Annotated in this window: 15 protein-coding genes; 3 read left to right on the top strand and 12 right to left on the bottom strand. The window is 63.0% G+C overall.

The window, feature by feature from the left end:
* The first annotated feature begins 77 nt into the window (after positions 1 to 77).
* From HCF10_RS13720 to HCF10_RS13710, 3 genes are all read left to right on the top strand, one after another.
* Positions 78 to 1,073, top strand: coding sequence for a hypothetical protein (locus HCF10_RS13720; protein ID WP_167655746.1), 996 nt, complete (start codon positions 78 to 80; stop codon positions 1,071 to 1,073).
* Between the two features lie 2 nt (positions 1,074 to 1,075).
* Entirely contained in the window at positions 1,076 to 1,453 is a 378-nt protein-coding gene (locus tag HCF10_RS13715; protein WP_167655745.1) for a hypothetical protein, read from the top strand.
* A 226-nt stretch (positions 1,454 to 1,679) separates the two neighbouring features.
* Positions 1,680 to 3,131, top strand: a complete 1,452-nt coding sequence (locus tag HCF10_RS13710; RefSeq protein WP_167655744.1) for a hypothetical protein — start codon at positions 1,680 to 1,682, stop codon at positions 3,129 to 3,131.
* A 180-nt stretch (positions 3,132 to 3,311) separates the two neighbouring features.
* Here the strand turns inward: HCF10_RS13710 and HCF10_RS13705 are convergent, their stop codons facing one another.
* From HCF10_RS13705 to HCF10_RS13650, 12 genes are all read right to left on the bottom strand, one after another.
* Complete coding sequence (locus HCF10_RS13705; protein ID WP_131698199.1) at positions 3,312 to 4,175, bottom strand: LysR family transcriptional regulator; 864 nt, start codon at positions 4,173 to 4,175, stop codon at positions 3,312 to 3,314.
* A 95-nt stretch (positions 4,176 to 4,270) separates the two neighbouring features.
* Entirely contained in the window at positions 4,271 to 5,677 is a 1,407-nt protein-coding gene (locus tag HCF10_RS13700) for an amidase (protein WP_167655743.1), read from the bottom strand.
* A complete protein-coding gene (locus HCF10_RS13695; protein ID WP_145336205.1) occupies positions 5,674 to 6,942 on the bottom strand; it encodes a Zn-dependent hydrolase in 1,269 nt (422 codons plus the stop codon). Before HCF10_RS13695 ends, HCF10_RS13700 begins: the two co-directional genes overlap by 4 nt.
* 13 nt (positions 6,943 to 6,955) lie before the next feature.
* Positions 6,956 to 7,651: an ABC transporter ATP-binding protein gene (locus tag HCF10_RS13690; protein ID WP_145336203.1), complete on the bottom strand. Its 696-nt coding sequence runs from the start codon at positions 7,649 to 7,651 to the stop codon at positions 6,956 to 6,958.
* Positions 7,651 to 8,400 carry an ABC transporter ATP-binding protein gene (locus tag HCF10_RS13685; protein WP_167655742.1) on the bottom strand — a complete coding sequence of 250 codons (750 nt, stop codon included), beginning with the start codon at positions 8,398 to 8,400 and terminating at the stop codon, positions 7,651 to 7,653. Before HCF10_RS13685 ends, HCF10_RS13690 begins: the two co-directional genes overlap by 1 nt.
* On the bottom strand, positions 8,397 to 9,407 hold the full coding sequence (locus tag HCF10_RS13680; protein ID WP_167655741.1) for a branched-chain amino acid ABC transporter permease: 1,011 nt from the start codon (positions 9,405 to 9,407) through the stop codon (positions 8,397 to 8,399). Before HCF10_RS13680 ends, HCF10_RS13685 begins: the two co-directional genes overlap by 4 nt.
* A gap of 1 nt (position 9,408) precedes the next feature.
* The gene (locus tag HCF10_RS13675) at positions 9,409 to 10,269 is read right to left on the bottom strand and encodes a branched-chain amino acid ABC transporter permease (RefSeq protein WP_141606794.1); all 861 of its coding nucleotides are present in this window, start codon (positions 10,267 to 10,269) and stop codon (positions 9,409 to 9,411) included.
* A 68-nt stretch (positions 10,270 to 10,337) separates the two neighbouring features.
* Positions 10,338 to 11,540, bottom strand: a complete 1,203-nt coding sequence (locus tag HCF10_RS13670; protein WP_167655740.1) for an ABC transporter substrate-binding protein — start codon at positions 11,538 to 11,540, stop codon at positions 10,338 to 10,340.
* A gap of 134 nt (positions 11,541 to 11,674) precedes the next feature.
* Positions 11,675 to 12,442 carry a FadR/GntR family transcriptional regulator gene (locus HCF10_RS13665; RefSeq protein ID WP_131698191.1) on the bottom strand — a complete coding sequence of 256 codons (768 nt, stop codon included), beginning with the start codon at positions 12,440 to 12,442 and terminating at the stop codon, positions 11,675 to 11,677.
* A 107-nt stretch (positions 12,443 to 12,549) separates the two neighbouring features.
* Entirely contained in the window at positions 12,550 to 13,299 is a 750-nt protein-coding gene (locus tag HCF10_RS13660; protein ID WP_167655739.1) for an alpha/beta fold hydrolase, read from the bottom strand.
* 108 nt (positions 13,300 to 13,407) lie between these two features.
* Positions 13,408 to 14,820 carry an efflux transporter outer membrane subunit gene (locus tag HCF10_RS13655; protein WP_167655738.1) on the bottom strand — a complete coding sequence of 471 codons (1,413 nt, stop codon included), beginning with the start codon at positions 14,818 to 14,820 and terminating at the stop codon, positions 13,408 to 13,410.
* On the bottom strand, positions 14,813 to 16,783 hold the full coding sequence (locus tag HCF10_RS13650) for a MacB family efflux pump subunit (protein ID WP_167655737.1): 1,971 nt from the start codon (positions 16,781 to 16,783) through the stop codon (positions 14,813 to 14,815). The genes HCF10_RS13655 and HCF10_RS13650 overlap by 8 nt, the downstream gene beginning before the upstream one ends.
* Position 16,784: the final 1 nt, after the last annotated feature.

The raw sequence follows: 16,784 nt of genomic DNA, 5'->3' as shown, positions 1-16,784 counted from the left end.
CCACCTGCGCTTGTGTTCGGGGCGTAGGTGCTTGCTTATATTTCGACGCCATCTTCATTGCATCCCGGATGTAAGGCATGGCGCAGAGCTATATCAACGACCGCGCAACGGACTACAACAGCTTGAAATCCCGCCTGATGGGCGCTGCCCCGAGCCGACAACGTTCTGACCATTTTGATGTGCTGAACCGGCACCTGCGCCCCGGCCTGGTCGCGCCGGGGCAACTGGTGATTATTCCCGATGCCTACAGCGTGAGCTGTTCCGGCGAGGAAGCCTGGTTAATGCGCCATGCCGAAACAGTTCGTCGCAACCTGGAAATGAATACCTCGGCGGGCACGGAGTTGATCGGCAACTATGACTTACTGCAGAGCTTCATGGCCTACGGTTCTATTGGGATCGGCAGTGCGACATCGGCTTGGTCGCGGCATCTGAATGAGGTGGCGCAGACCCTGGAGGAAATCGAGCGGTTGCATCAGCGCTTGAAGGACGGTGCGTTGGACCGGGATGGCTTTATCAAACAGCGCCAGGCCCTGTTCCGGCGCCTGGATCTGCAACTGCAAGGCGCCGCACGGTTCGGCACGGGGTTGCAGGGCAGTGAGTCGTTGAAGAAGGTGCTGGGGATTTCGACCAAAAGCTATCTGCATAAAGGCGAGATCGCGGGGTATGCAAAGCGCATGCGCGAGATTGCGCAGATGTCCAAGTGGTTGGGAAACGGGACTTTCATGGGGATCGCGCTGGATGTGGGCGTGACCGGGCTGGAGATCAAGGAGGCGTGTGTGACGGGACGGGAGGCGCAGTGCAGGAGGGCGAAGTATGTGGAGACGGGGAGGTTGGTGGGGGGAGTGGCTGGGGCGGCCGGAGGTGCGAATTTCGGCGCTAAACTAAGTCGACGGGCATGCAATATCTTATTAGGCATTGCGGCTAAAGGGCGTGGTGAGCTGATCTGTAGCGTTATCGGAGGTGCTGCGGGAGGGGATGCAGGGGGCAATTTGTTCGGCGATGGCGGCGCGTTTCTGGGTGGGCAGATCCTAGAGGTCAATGGTGATTTGATATTCCAGCCAGAGGGGGCTTAGCCATGAATTTTTTTCTGGCTTACACCATTGTGTGGTTTGTTGGAATGTTGGTTCTCGTGGGACTGATGCTATTTGCCGAATATACGAAACTCGACGAGCTGGAAAGTTACTTCAGTGAAAATGAAAAGGTCTGTAGGCATAAGCGTTTTTGGAAAAAAAATCAGCGACTCGACCGTTTTCATCGTATGGGGTTGATGATCGATATTTTGTCAATGCCCAAGGCCTTCCTGAAAGCAGGCCTCGTGACTGAGGCCGAACTGGCATCTGTTCCTTTAGCGCTTAAGCGATGGGCATTGTGGCCTTATCGTGTTGCTTCCATTTGGTTTGTCGCCTCCTGCGTTTGGTACGTCTGGTTCAATTGGTGGCCAGAGTGGACTTAACGATGGATTATTTTTTCGTCTACACCCGTGTGATGTTTTGGCCTGTCAGCTGGGGCTTTTGGGGTACTTGGCTCTAGAGGAAGCCAGCTTTTTCCTACACGTATTTTTCCTTAAAGCCACATTCCCCTGAAAAAATACTGTACATCAATCCAGTATTATCCTACATTCCATCCCAGGTGACCGGATGTCACCTGACCTTCAGTTTTTAACTATGGATGGATAAAAAATGAAATCGAAAAAAGCATTTATGCTGGGCGCGGCCATGGCGGCCTCCTGCTTCGTTTCGGCCTTTGCCCTGGCCGAGCCAACCCTTCCGAAACTCAGCACGGGCACGCTCAAGCAGGCCGTGGAAAAGGCGCTGAACCCCGGCGGCACGCTGCAAGCGCTGCCGGTCTCGGATGCGCTCAAGCAAAAATTCAACGCGGCTAAGGCCGGCAAGGCCAAGGCGCCGGCGAGCAAGGCGGCCGTCAGCAACATGGCGGTCGACACTGCGGTGGGCGAGCTGAAAAAGCCTGACCAGGCGCAAGGTCAAGAGGCTGCGGTTGCGGCGTTCACACCCCTGTTTCCCACCCTGGACATCAATACGCTTTACACCCTCACCGGGGTGGAGACCGGCGCGCAAATCGCCTACCACTTCAACCTGCCGAAAAACGCGCGTATCCAGGTCCAACTGCTGAACCAGAGCGCGGGGACCGACATGTCGCTGACCCTGTTCCACGATGACGGCCAGGGGAACCTGACCCCCCTGGGCACTTCCGACAACAGTGGCAACGCCGATGAATACCTCGACGGTGTGCTGCCGGCTGGCGATTACTACTGGTTCATGGTGGCCAATACCGCGAGCAACGCGCAATTCAGTTTCGGCGTGGCGGTGAACAGCAATATCGATGCCTTTGAGCCCAACGACACTGCGCAAACCGCATTTGCATTGCCGGATGCGATGAACCAGGTGAGGGGCAACCTCGACAGCGTCAACGATGTCGATTACTTCGACTTCACCTCGCTGCGTGGCCAGGGTGTGGGCATTTACCTGACCGATGAAGGGGCGGACACGCGCAACCAGTGGATCTTCGAGCGGTTCGATGGCAGCAACTGGGTGGTGATCCAGCCGGAAAACACCTCGATCTACTCGAACCTGACCCCGGGCTACACCGTCAAGGTGCGTGTGCGGGCGAACCCAGGAGTGGCCCTGAATCCACAGGCGCAATACACGTTGAGCCTGGGCTCGCTGCCACGCCTGAACCAGAACAACGTGAACGGCGACAACGTGGTGCGTATCCCCAGCTCGATCTTCCAACTGGCCACGCAGGCGGCCAGGAGCTTGAGTTGGAGCACCCAATGGTCCGATAGCACCGGCGAGCCATTGCGCGGTGTCACTCCGGTACTCAAGGTCGACAAGCACTACGATGGCAGCATCAATTACAACTGGGTCAACTACGAGGCCAAGACCGGCATCACCGGAGCCGCCTCAGGCAATGTCGACCTGGGCACCTGCTCCGGTGATTACCGTGTGGTCTACCCGGACAGTGCGTCCGGCCAGACGTATAACTGGGAAACCTGGTTCAACGAGGGCGGCTGGCGCATCGAGCTCAAGGAGTTCCCGGGTGTGGGCGTGGGCGGCAACATCGTGCGGACCGTCAGCCTGGGTCATATCTGCAGCCAGCGTATCGTGCGCTGATCGATTCATCTGAGTGAGGCAGGGGCAGTCCATGGGGCTGCCCCTTTTTTTGCGTGTGTGGGGGGCTCATTGCAGGTTACCGAACAGGGCCTTCATCAGCGGTGAGACGCTATTGAAATACGCCCTCTTGCTCATCGATAAGGCTGCGCAAGAACACACCCACAGACGAGGGGCGGCGAATCAAATCAGCGGGTCCCAGCGCTGCGACCAGTCACTCTCGGCCTTGACCACCTCACGCAGCAGCCCCAGCGCCTGTTGCAACACCGCCGAATCCCGCGCCCGTGAGTACACCAGGAACGTCGGGAAACTGAACTCAGGGGCCTTGGGCACGCGCTGCATCACGCCGCTGTCCAGGTAGCTTTGCACCACGCGTGTGCGGAAATAGCCCGCACCGCCCTGTTCGAGGATGTACTGCAACGCCAGCGGCCCGAGGTTGAAACTCACCGCAGCGCGAGCCCTGTCGGGCAGGGCGGCGTCGTGCTGCTGGCGGAAACCCGGGCCCCAGTCGATGTAGACGTACGGGTCCGGTTTGCTCACCAACTGCACCAGGATCAGCTTTTCTTCCAGCACCTGCTCCACCTGCAACCCCGGCCAGTACTGCGGCTGGAACACCAGCGCCGCATCGAGTACGCCGAGCTCCAGTTGCCGCAGCAGGTATTCACCTTCACGCACTTCGGTACGCAGGGCATGCCCGGGAATCTGTTCGCGCAGGGCCCGGGCCCAACCGAGCATCAGCGGGTTGCACAGGCTGACTTCACCGCCGATATGCAGCACATTGCGATAACCATCGGGCAACGGCAGGTCGCGGCGCGCGGCTTCCCAGGTTTGCAGCAACTGGTTGGCGTACGCCACAAATGCCTCGCCATCGGCGGTCAGGCGCGCACCAGCGCGGTTGCGCACGAACAGCGTACAGCCCAGCTGGTTTTCCAGGTTTTTGACGCGTGCGGTGATGGCGGTCTGGGTGACGTGCAATTTCTCGGCGGCGGCGGCCAGGCTGCCGCAGCGGGAAATTTCCAGGAAGGTGCGTGCCAGTTCGATGTCCATGAAGCCCCCGGGGATGAATGGGGACATTGTAGAGGCAGGGGTTGGAATGCGGTCAGAAAATGTGGGAAGGGGCAAGCTCCTCCCCACATTTGGATCTACGGTGTTGGGGTGATCGGTCTCTGTAAGTGCCGGGTCGGAAACGCCTTGGCATACACCCGGCACACTCGCAACACGTGCTCATCGGCAAACCGCGCGCCCACCACATGCAACCCCACCGGCAAACCATTCGCCGCCAAGCCGCACGGCACCGACGCTGCCGGCTGCTGGGTGAGATTGAAGGGGTAGGTGAACGGCGTCCACTCGGTCCATTCCTGCATCCCGGAACCGGGCGGTACGTTGTGCCCGGCCTCGAACGCGGTGATCGGCATCATCGGCGACACCAGCACATCGTAGTGTTCGTGGAACGCCGCCATCCGTGCCACCAGTGCAGCGCGGGCTTCGAGGGCCGCGTTGAAGTCATCCAGGCTCAACCGCTCGCCACGCTGGGCAATGCGCAGCAGTCCAGGGTCCAGCAGCTGTTTCTGCGCGTCGCTCATGGATCCGGTCAGGCGTGCCGCGCCCGCCGCCCACAAGATGCTGAACACCTCCAGCGGGTCGCTGAAACCAGGGTCGATCTGCTCGACATGGGCACCCAACTGCACCAGGCCTTCGACTGCCTGGGCGACTACCCTGGCCACCTGCGGGTCGACATCCACGTAGCCAAACGTTGGGCTGTATGCCACGCGCAGGCCTTTCAAATCCGTCTGCGGCGTGAGCCATGGGGTGGTCCTCGGCGCACCGATCAGGCCATCCCGCGCATCCGGTTGTGCGACGGCTTGCAGCATCAACACGCTGTCTTCCACGGTGCGGGTCATCGGCCCCAGGTGCGAGAGGATGGTCATCGAACTGGCCGGCCATTGCGGCACGTAGCCGAACGTCGGCTTGATCCCGAAGGTGCCGGTAAACGCGCAGGGGATGCGGATCGAGCCGCCGGCATCGCTGCCCTGGTGCAGCACACCCAGGTTCAACGCGGCTGCCGCGCCCGCACCGCCGGATGAGCCGCCCGCGGTGGTGCGGGTGTCCCACGGGTTGCGCGTGATGCCGTACAGCGGGTTGTCGGTGACGCCTTTCCAGCCGAACTCCGGGGTGGTGGTCTTGCCCAGCAGCACCGCGCCGGCCTTGCGCATAAAGGCCGGGAAGGGCGCGTCGACGTCCCACGGCCCCTCGGCCGACGAGGTGCGTGAGCCCTTGCGGGTGGGCATGCCGATCGTCAGCGTCAGGTCTTTGATCGATGCGGGCACGCCATCCAGGGCACCGCAGGGCTCCCCTTTCAACCAGCGTTGCTCCGACGCCCGCGCGGCGCGCAGCGCACCCTCGGGGTCCACATGGCAGTAGGCGTTGACCACCGGGTTGTAGCGCTCGATACGCAGCAGCGCATCTTCGGCGACGTCCACCGGCGATAAGGTCTTGTTACGGAAATGCTCCAGCAGTTGCACCGCTGTCAGTTGGCCCATCTCACTCATGCCCTGTCTCCCTGCGCCGCATTGACCATGGCGCGCAGCAATACCGCGCAACCGGCCGCCAGGTCATCCGGCGCGGCGTTCTCGATTTCGTTGTGGCTGATGCCGCCTTCGCACGGCACAAAGATCATCCCGGCCGGGCCCAGTTCGGCGACGAAAATCGCGTCATGCCCGGCGCCGCTGACGATGTCCATATGGCTCAAACCCAAGGCCTGGGCACCCTCGCGCACGGCAGTGACGCAGGCCGGGTTGAAATCCAGCGGTGGGAAATCGGCGGTGGGCGTCAGTTCGAAGATCAACCCGTGCCGGGCGGCTGTGGTTTCGATCACGTCGCACACTTCATCGACCATGGCTTGCAGCTTATCGGCATGCAGGTGGCGCAGGTCGATGGTCATGTGCACCTGGCCGGGAATCACATTGCGCGAGCCCGGGTGCAGGCTCAGGCAGCCGACGGTGCCGCAGGCGTGAGGTTGTTGCTGATGAGCGATGCGGTTGACCGCGCTGACCACCTCGGCGGCGCCGACCAGGGCGTCCTTGCGCAGGTGCATGGGCGTCGGGCCGGCGTGGGCTTCCACGCCGGTGAGGGTCAGGTCGAACCACTTCTGGCCCAGGCAACCCATCACCACGCCAATGGTGGTGGCCTGGTCTTCCAGCACCGGGCCTTGTTCGATATGCGCTTCGAAATACGCGCCGACCGGGTGGCCCAACACCGCGCGCGAACCGGCATAGCCGATGCGCTGCAATTCAGCGCCCACCGACAGGCCCTGGTCGTCGCGTTTGTCGAGGGTATCCTGCAAGTCGAACTTACCGGCAAATACCCCGGAGCCCATCATGCACGGCGGGAAACGCGAGCCTTCTTCGTTGGTCCACACCACCACTTCGAGCGGCGCTTCGGTCTCGATCTTCAAGTCATTGAGGGTCCGTATCACTTCCAGCCCGGCCATCACGCCGTAGCAACCATCGAACTTGCCACCGGTGGGCTGGGTGTCGATATGGCTGCCGGTCATCACCGGCGGCAGGGCCGGGTTGCGCCCAGGGCGACGGGCGAAAATATTGCCGATAGCGTCGACACTGACGCTGCACCCGGCGGCCTCGCACCACTGTACAAACAGATCACGGGCCTGGCGGTCCAGGTCGGTGAGGGCCAGGCGGCACACGCCGCCCTTGACCGTGGCGCCCAGTTGCGCCAGGTCCATCAGCGATTGCCACAGGCGGTCGCGGTTGATCAGCGGGGCGTTGCTCTGGAGCGGTTGCGCAAAACTGTTCATCTGCAATCTCCCGTCAGGCGCTCAGCGCCAGGTAGCGGTTCTTGATCGTCGGGTCGGCGCGGAAGGCGGCGGCGCTGCCCTCGTAGACCACGCGGCCCTGTTCGAGGACGTAATGGCGGTCGGCGAGCTTGTCGCAGACCATCAGGTTCTGTTCCACCAGCAGCACCGGCAGGCCGTCGTCCTTGACCTTGCGCAGGATCTTCACCAGCTCGTCGACGATCACCGGGGCCAGGCCTTCGGTGGGTTCGTCGAGGATCAGCAGTTTTGGATCATTGAGCAGGGCGCGGGCGATGGCGAGCATCTGTTGCTCGCCGCCGGAGAGCGCATGGCCGGCGTTCTTGCGCCGCTCCTTGAGGCGCGGGAACATGCCGTACACGTCTTGGAGCTGCCAGCGGCTGGTCTTGCGGACGGCGATGCGCAGGTTTTCCTCGACGCTCAGCAGGCGGAAGATCCCGCGATTCTCCGGCACCAGCGCCAGGCCCTGGCGGGCGATCTCAAAAATCTTCCGACCCACCAGTGCCTGGCCGTTGAAGTGGATCTGGCCCTGGCGCGGGCAGATGATGCCGAGGATGCTGCGCAGGGTGGTGGTCTTGCCGGCACCGTTGCGCCCGAGCAGGGTCACCAGTTCGCCGGGGTTGACGCTCAGCGACACGCCTTCAAGCACGTGGCTCTTGTCGTAGTAGGAATGGATATTCTCGACGATCAGCATCAGGCGGCCTCCCCAAGGTAAGCACTGCGCACGCGTTCATCGGCACGCACGAACTCCGGCGTGCCTTCCACCAGGATCTGCCCGTGGCTCATCACCGTGATGCGTTGGCTGATGGACATGACGATGCTCATGTTGTGTTCGATCAACAGCACCGTGTGGTCGCGGCCGAGGTCGCTGATCAGTTGGGTCATGATCGGGATGTCATCGATGCCCATGCCCGAGGTGGGCTCGTCGAGCATCAACAGTTTCGGCTTGGAGCAGATCGACATGCCCACCTCCAGCACCCGTTGCTGGCCGTGGGACAACTCGCCGGCCAGGGTCTCGGCGCGGGCGGTAAGTTGCAGGCGTTCGAGCACCTGGTCGGCCATCTCCAGATGTTCGCGCTTGCTGTCCACGCGGCGCCAGAAATTCAGCGCACGTGCACCGTCGCGGCCCTGGGCAGCGAGGCGCAGGTTCTCGCGCACGCTGAGGTTCTGGAACAGGCTGGTGAGCTGGAACGAGCGCGCCATGCCCAGGCCGACGCGGCCGTGGGCCGGCTTGCGCATCAGGTTCCTGCCGTCGAAATGAATCGCCCCGGCCGTGGCCTGGCGTTCACCGGTCAGGCAGTGGAACAGGCTGGTCTTGCCCGCGCCGTTGGGACCGATGATGGTGTGGATGGTGCCGGCTTCGACCTTGAGGTTCACGCCGTTCACTGCCCAGAACGCGCCATAGGCCAGTTCCAGGTCTTGGGTTTCCAGCAGGATGCTCATAGCCCTTCCTCCTTGGCGACGACGTCTGCCTTGCGACTGCCGCGCACGCGCTCGAACAACGCGGCCAGGCCGCCCCACAAACCGCCGCGCATGAAGATCACCACCAGGATCAAAATCACCCCCAGCAACATCAGCCAGCGCGGCCACAGGTCGGAGAGAAAATCCCCCAGCAGTACGATGGAACCGGCGCCCAGCAACGAGCCGAACAGTGAGCCGGTGCCGCCGATAATGGTCATGATCAGGATGTTCTCGGACATCGCCAGGTCGATATTCGACAGCGGCACAAAGTGCAGCAGCATGGCGTACAGCGCCCCGGCGATGCCGGTGACCGCGCCGGACAGCACGAACACCAGGATCTTGAAGTGCCGCGTGTCGTAGCCGATGGCCGAGGCGCGGGTTTCGTTTTCGCGGATCGCCATCAGCGTGCTGCCGAACGGCGAGGCGATCACCCGGCGTGCACCAACGAAGATCAACAGGAACAGCACCGCGACAAAGCCATAGAACGCACGGGCGTCGGCCAGGGACAGCAGCACGGTGTCACCGAGGCGAATCTCGGGGCGTGGCACGCTGAGCAGGCCGTTGTCGCCGCCGGTCCAGTCGCTCAAGGTGTAGGCGACGAAGTAGGCCATCTGGCTGAACGCCAACGTGAGCATCACGAAGTAGATGCCGGTGCGTCGGATTGCCAGGGCACCCACCAGCAAGGCCAGGAAGCCACCAGCGATGGCGGCACCCAGCAGCGCGGTGAACAGGCCCAGTTGCAGGTGGATCATCAGCAGCGCCGCGCAGTAGGCGCCGGCACCAAAGAAGATGCCTTGGCCGAATGACAGCAGCCCGGTGTAGCCCAGCAACAGGTTGCAGGCCAGGGCGGCCATGGCGAAGATCAGGATCTCGGTGGCCAGGGTCGCCGAGGGCAATATCAAGGGCAGGCCGATCAGCACCGCCACTACCCACAGCAACATGGCGCGCGATTGCGTTTTGGCAAACGGCAGGGGATTTTTCTCGCTCATGTCAGGCTCTCCCAAACAGGCCGTAAGGACGCACCAGAATCACCACGGCCATGGCGCCGTAGATCATCAGGCTCGCGCCTTGGGGCCAGAGTGTGGTCATCAGGCTTTGCACCACGCCCACCAGTAAACCGCCGACCAGTGCACCGCTGAACGAGCCCATGCCGCCGATCACCACCACCACGAAGGCGATGCCGAGAATCTCCGGGCCCACGAACGGCTGGGCGCCGCGCAACGGCGCGAACAGCACACCGGCCATGCCGGCCAGGCCGACGCCGAGGGCGAAGGTCATGGAGAACAGGCGGAAGATGTTCGTGCCGAGCAGCGACACGGTCTCGGTGCTTTCACTGCCGGCGCGCACCAGGGCGCCAAAGCGCGTGCGCTCCAGCAGCAGCCACAGGCCCAGGCCAACCAACCCGGAAAACACAATCAGGAACAGGCGGTAGTAGGGGTAGACGAAATCACCCACCACCAGCACGCCGCGCAGCAGTTCCGGCACGGCGACGCTTTTGCCCACCGGGCCCCAGATCATCACGCTGGCTTCCTGGATGATCAGCGCGATGCCCAGCGTGACCAGGATCTGGAACATGTGCGGCAAGTGATAGATCCGCTGGATCAACACACGCTCGATCACCCAGGCCAACGCGGCCACCACCAGCGGCGCAATCAGCAGCGCCAGCCAGAAGTTGCCGGTGAGGCTCACGGCGGTGTAGCAGATGTAGGCGCCCAGCAGGAAGAACGCGCCGTGGGCGAAGTTGACGAAGTTGAGCAGGCCGAAAATGATCGTCAGGCCGACCGCGATCAGGAAGTAGATCATCCCCAATCCAAGGCCGTTGAGTATCTGGAACAGGTAAAGATTAAGCATGCAGGAACCCTCGAACAGGTGGCCGCCGGGGCGGCCCTGCCGTTTACAACCGGTGAAGTTTTAGCGGATCAGGCGAGCGTGCAGCCCGTGGCTTCCAGCGGCGGGAATGACTGGCCGGCGTTGAGCACCTTGGCCAGGTCATCCTTGTCGGCCATGTCGCCGGCGGCCTTGCCGACCAGCAGGTAGTAGTCCTTGATCACCTGGTGGTCGCCGGCGCGAATCGACTCCTTGCCGGTGGGGCCTTCGAAACTCAGGCCCTGCATGGCCTTGGCCACGGTCGGCCCGTCGAAGCTGCCGGTGGCGATGATGGTGTCGAGCATGACTTTGGTGCTGATGTAGTCGGCGGCCAACGGGTAGGTGGGGTTGATGCCGTACTTGGCCTGGGTCAGCTTGACCAGCTCGCGGTTGAGCGGGGTGTCGACCTGATGCCAGTACTGCGCGCCGAGGTACACGCCTTCGAGGATGTCGCTGCCCAGTTCCTGGAACTGGTCGAGTCCGGCGGACCACACCAACAGCACTTTCATGCGTTCCTTGATGCCGAAGTTCACCGCCTGGCGCAGGGTGTTGGACGATTGGCTGCCAAAGTTGAGCAACACCAGCACATCCGGCTTGGTGGAAATGGCATTGGTGAGGTAGCCGGAGAATTCCTGTTCCTGCAGCGAGTGGTAGCTGTTGCCGACGTGTTCCAGGCCGTGTTCCTTGAGCACGTTTCTGGCGCCTTCGAGCAGCGCTTCGCCGAACACATATTGTGGCGTGATGGTGTACCAGCGCTTGGCGTCCGGCAGCAGTTTGATCAGCGGCACCATGGTTTCGCGGATGGCGCCGTAGGTAGGCACCGACCAGCGGAACGTGGCGTGGTTGCAGTCTTTGCCGGTGACTTCATCGGCCCCGACCGGGGTCATGAATACACCGCCGACCTTGTCGACTTCCTTGGCCACCGCCAGCGCCGACGACGACAGCGTGCAGCCTTGGAAGAACCGCGCGCCGTCCTGCTGGATTGCCTCCTGTACCTTGCGTACGGCTTTGCCGGCGTTGCCCTCGGTGTCGATGACCTTGTAGTTCAATGGGCGGCCCAGGAGCTCGGTGTGTTGTGCCACCGCCAGGCGCGAACCCATGTCGGCAAACTTGCCATAGCTGGCAAAGGCGCCGGACATGGACTTGAGGCCGTAAAAGGTAAAGGGCTCGGCGGCGAATGCGGACCGTACGCTCAGCGGAAGGCTGAGGGCGGCGGCCGCAGTAAGACTGGCTTTTAATAACGTACGACGCTGCATGGGGTGACTCCCTGGTTTAGTTATTGGCAGGAGTAGCAATGGCGATACGGTGGAGCAGGGCCTGTGGGCAGGCCTGTTATTGGGGTAACGCAATGTGCGGTTTGTAATGCAGTCAACTGTGGGAGGGGGGGGTCTTAAGAGTGATCGAACTCCAGTAGAAAGTGCGGGCTGACCTGGCCTTCCAGCGCGGTCATATGGTGTTCGGCGTCGCACATATGTTCATGCATCAGGCTGCGTACCGCGCCTTCATCCCCGGCGCGAAAGGCGCTCAGCAGTTGCTTGTGATAGTCGAGGTTGGCGGCGTCGAACTGCTTGCGCTTGGGCTTGTAGGCTTTTTTCAGCACCACCAGGTCGCGCAGCAGATCGTTGAGAAACTGCGCCATAAAGCTCAGCAACGGGTTGGGGCAGGCCTTGGCCAGCAGGTTATGAAACTCCAGTTCCGCCAGGCGTTGCTCGCGCTGGCCGGCTTCGCTGTCTTCGGGAGCGCTGCAGAAATCCACGTTGTCCTGCAGGGCCTGGTAGTCGTCTTCACTCAGGCGCCCGAGCACCGACACCGCCAGTTCCACTTCGATGACCTTGCGCAATTGGTACACCTGCTCGCCATCCAGGTGCTGGAAGTGCAGGTAGTTACGCAGCGCACGGCTGGCGGGTTCAGTGCCGGCCTGGTTCAGGTAGGCGCCGCCGCTGGGGCCGGTGCGGGTACTCACCAGCCCCTCGACCTCCAGGGCCTTGAGCGCTTCACGGGCCGAGCCCTTGGAGCACTGGAAGCTTTCCATCAGCTCACGCTCGGTGGGCAGGCGGTCGCCGGGCTTCAAGGCATCGGTGACAATGGAGCGCTTGACCGACTCGACAATCACGTCGGACAGCTTCTGGCGTTTGCGGCGTAGCGGGCGAGTCAGCATAGGGTCGATTTATCGTATTAATGCGGATAAATAGCACTTAATAACGATTGAGACGGAGCGTCAACGCAGGGTGTCGTTTTCGGCGGCAACAGGTCGTAAATGACGCCCTACTCCCAATTACCCGAATCCAGGCAGCGCGTAGAAGGGGGTGGTTGCTTGCCATAGGCCAGGAAGTCGCCGACCCACTGGCTGACGCAGCCGCTGGTCCCCGTCTGAGCCGCCTCCTTGAGGTGCAGCTGTTCGACCAAGGGTGCGGCCTTTTCTCCGTATGGGGCATTGACCAGCACCATGCGCGCGACGCGTTCCGGATACAGCGTCCCGTAGCGGTTGCCCAGCCGCGAGGCGTCAGCATTGCCCAGGTAAAGCAGTTGCGCATCGCCCAGTTGGGCACGTACGAACTCCATGTCCCGTGCGGCCTGTTCGACGCTTTTGTCGTGCTTGAGGTCGCGGGGGCTGAGTTCGATGACGTCATAGTAATTGAGCAGCCTGCGGTAAGCCTGAGTGGAGTAGTCGCTCCAGCGGCTGGCCAACTTAATGGCGAAGGTGCCGCCGGTGTTGCTTCTCGAGGCGTTGCCGGCCTGGGCAAAGACCAGGCCGGCGCGGTTCAGCGGCTCGCGGGCGCCCACACGGGTCAGGTTGAGACGGATGCTGCCTTGACGCGGCGCCGCGTAATTGCGCGGTACGGTCACGATGCCACACTGGGTGCGCGACAGCACCTCGGGGTCCAGCCGTTCGGCGGCGGGAAGGGGGCAGTCGAGCAGCCAATCAATGGCGGTGGGTTTGATCAGTGGCTCTGCCTGGCCAAGGTTTGCCATCAACCAGAAACAGCCGCACGCGAGGTATTTTGCAACATTCATCCAGTGGTCCCTGGCAGCCGTGTGATAGCGGCATTTTTTACCAAGGAACCTGGGGCGAGGAATGTAGGGGCGGTAGACGACTCGTGTACGAAATTGGAGTTTTGTTTATCAGATTTTGGTTTTCCAACCGCCGCCCAATGCCTTGTACAGCGCGATGCTGGCCTGCAGGCGCGACAGTCGCAATTGCACGTTCAAGTCCTGGGCGGCATACAGGGTGCGCTGGGTTTCCAGCACCGTGAGCAAGTCTTCGGCCCCCGCCTGGTAGCGGCTTTCGGCGATCTGGAAGGCGGTTTGGGCCTGTTGCAGTTCTTCCGTTTGCCATTGGCGCTGCTGGTCCAGGCGCGTGATGCTGCTGAGGGCTTTTTCCACATCGGCAAAGCCATTGATGATCGCGCCTCGGTAGGTTTGCAACAGCTCATCCTGGCGGGCGCGCGCCTTGTCGCGCTCGGCGCTTAAACGGCCGTTGTTGAAGATCGGCCCGACCAGGCCGGCCGTCAGTGTGTAGTAGGGGCTGCGCAGGACGTCCAGGGCCTTGTAGGCGTCGGAGCCGAGTGTGGCGCCGAGGGTCAGGGCCGGCAGCATGGCGGCGCGGGCCACGGTGACGTCCGCCTGCGCTGCCGCCAGTTGGGCCTCGGCCTTGGCGATGTCCGGCCGGCGGCTGAGCAGCTGGCTGGGCATGCCGGCACCGATGGTTGGCCAGGTCAGGTCCTGGAAAGGTTCGGCGCCCAGGTCCAGGGCCTGAACCGGCTGGCCGAGGAGGGCGGCAAGGGTGATCTGGGATTCTTCGGCCAGTTGTTGAATCAACGGCAGTTGGCGTTGCTGGCTGGCCACCAGGCTTTTCTGCTGGGCCAGTTCCAGGGCCGTGGCGGAGCCTGCGTCGTAGCGGGTCTGCACCAGGTCGAGCACGTTACGCGCATTGGCCAGGTTCAACTCGGCGATCTGCTGGCGCTGGCGGGCCGCGAGGGTTTGCGCGTAGCGGTCGGCTACGCTGCTGAGCAAGGTCAGCTCCACGGTGGCCTGGTCGAACTCGCTGGCGCGCAGGCTGTGCAGGGCGCTGTCACGGGCAGCGGCGCGGCCGCCCCAGAAGTCCACCTCATAACTGGCGGTAAGGTTGACACCGAAATTGTCGACGGCGTCATCGCTTTGCGAAGCGTCCAGGTCTGGTCCGCCCGGGCCGTGCAGCAGTTTCTGGTGGCTGGTGGCGAGGTTGAACGTCACCTCGGGTAACAGTGGCGCCCCAGCAATCACCGCCGTGGCCTGGGCCTGGCGCACGCGTGCCATGGCGGCGGCCACGTCGAAGCTGTCACGTCGGGCCTGGTCGACCAGGCGGTTCAACTGCGGGCTGCCGAACTGTGTCCACCAGCGCTGGTTGGTGGCCTGGGCGGCGTCGCGTTCGGCGAACTGCCAGGCGGCCGGCGGCGCGATACCGCTGTCCACGGCGGGCGGGTCACCGGCGCAGGCCGTGAGCAGCAGGCACAGGCCGAGTGCGGGCAGGTGCGCGGGGATGGATCGTTTATTCACTGGTCAACGCCTTAACCGGATCGAGCCGGGCAGCTTTACGGGCCGGCATGAAGCCGAATACGACGCCGGTGACCAATGCGCAACCGAATGCGCCAAGCACCGCCACCAGGGAAAACTGCACCGCCACCTGGGCCAGCACCAGCACGCCGCCCACCAGCAGGGCCAGGGCAATGCCACACAGTCCGCCGACCACCGACAGCATCACCGCCTCGGTCAGGAACTGGCGCAGGATGTCGCGCTGGCGCGCCCCGGTGGCCATGCGGATGCCGATCTCGCGGGTGCGTTCGCGCACGGTCATCAGCATGATGTTCATCACGCCAATGCCGCCTACCAGCAGGGAAATCGCGGCAATCGAGCCGAGCATCAGCGAGAGGGTGTTCTGGGTGCGCGCCTCGGCCTGGATCATCGCCGCGTTGTTGGTCAGCTCGTAGTCGCGCTTGCCGTTGTGCAGCTTTTGCATCAACTGGTCGATGGCCACCTCGGCCTCGCGGACCTTGCGCGCATCGGCGGCGGCAATCACCACGTATTCGGGGTTGTAGCTGCCGAACAGGCGCACGCTGGCGGCGGTGTAGGGGATGGCGATACGGTCATCACTGTCCTTGTTGCCGGAGCTGGCGCCTTTTTCCGCCAGCACGCCGATCACCTGGAACGGGACGTTCTCAATCAGGATGTATTGGCCGATGGGGTCGACCTCACCCTTGAACAGCTTTTCACGCACACGGTGACCGATCACCGCCACGGTGGCGGCGGCGCGCTCGTCGGCCGCGGTGAAGTAACTGCCCTCGACCACCGGCCAGTTGAAAATCACCGGGAAGTTGGTGTCATTGCCACCCACATAGGCCATGTAGTCGACGTTGCCGAAGCGCACCCCGGCCTCACTGCCGTTGACCGGCATGATGCGCTGGACCTGGGGTAATGCCGCCAGTGCGTGGACGTCGTCGAGGGTCACGATACCCAGCGGCGTGCGCGGGTTGGGCGATGACCCACTGAGGTAGATAATGTTGGAGCCGAACGCCCCCATCTGCGCCATGACCTGGCGCTTGCTGCCTTCCCCGACCGCCAGCATCACCACCACCGAGGCCACGCCGATGATGATCCCCAGCAGGGTCAGTGAGGTGCGGAAGCGGTTGATCCACATCACCCGCCACGCAGCCTGGACGGCGTCCACCAGTTCGGCCCTCCAGGCACCGTTGTGTTCGGTGCCGTCGGCCAAGCGCTGGCGCAGGTCCACGGCTTGCAACGCGCCGCCGGTGGTCGGTGGGGGCGCGGTACCGTCATCGGCCGAGTCACTGATGATCAGGCCATCGCGAATCTCGATAATGCGGTTGGCCCGCGCCGCCACTTCACGGTCGTGGGTGATCAGGATCACCACATGGCCCTGGCTCGCGAGTTCATCGAGCAGGGTCATCACCTCGGCGCCGCTGTGGCTGTCGAGGGCGCCGGTGGGTTCATCCGCCAGGATGATGTGGCCGCCGTTCATCAGCGCGCGGGCAATCGAGACGCGCTGTTGCTGACCGCCGGACAACTGGTGCGGACGGTTGCCGGTGCGCTCGGCCAGGCCCAGGCGGGTGAGCAGGGCGTGGGCGCGGGCATGGCGCTCGGTAGCGCTGATGCCGGCATAGATCGCCGGCATCTCGACGTTCTCCTGGGCCGAGCCCGAGGGGATCAGGTGGTAGCCCTGGAACACAAAGCCGAACGCCTCGCGGCGCAGCCAGGCCAGTTCGTCGCTGTCCAGGTGGGCGACGTTTTCCCCCGCGAACAGGTACTCGCCTGTGCTTGGGCGGTCGAGGCAACCGAGGATATTCATCAGCGTGGACTTGCCGGAACCGGAAGCGCCGACGATGGCGACGAATTCCCCGGCATGGATCGACAGGTCGATGCCGCGCAACACGTCAACCTGCGGGCTGTCGCCACCGCCGTAGGATTTGCGGATGTTCTTGAGTTCGATCAGGGGTGTGGTCACC

It is taken from the genome of Pseudomonas sp. B14(2022) (assembly GCF_012030485.1).
Lineage (GTDB): Bacteria > Pseudomonadota > Gammaproteobacteria > Pseudomonadales > Pseudomonadaceae > Aquipseudomonas.
This window is presented reverse-complemented; position numbering and strand designations above follow the sequence as displayed.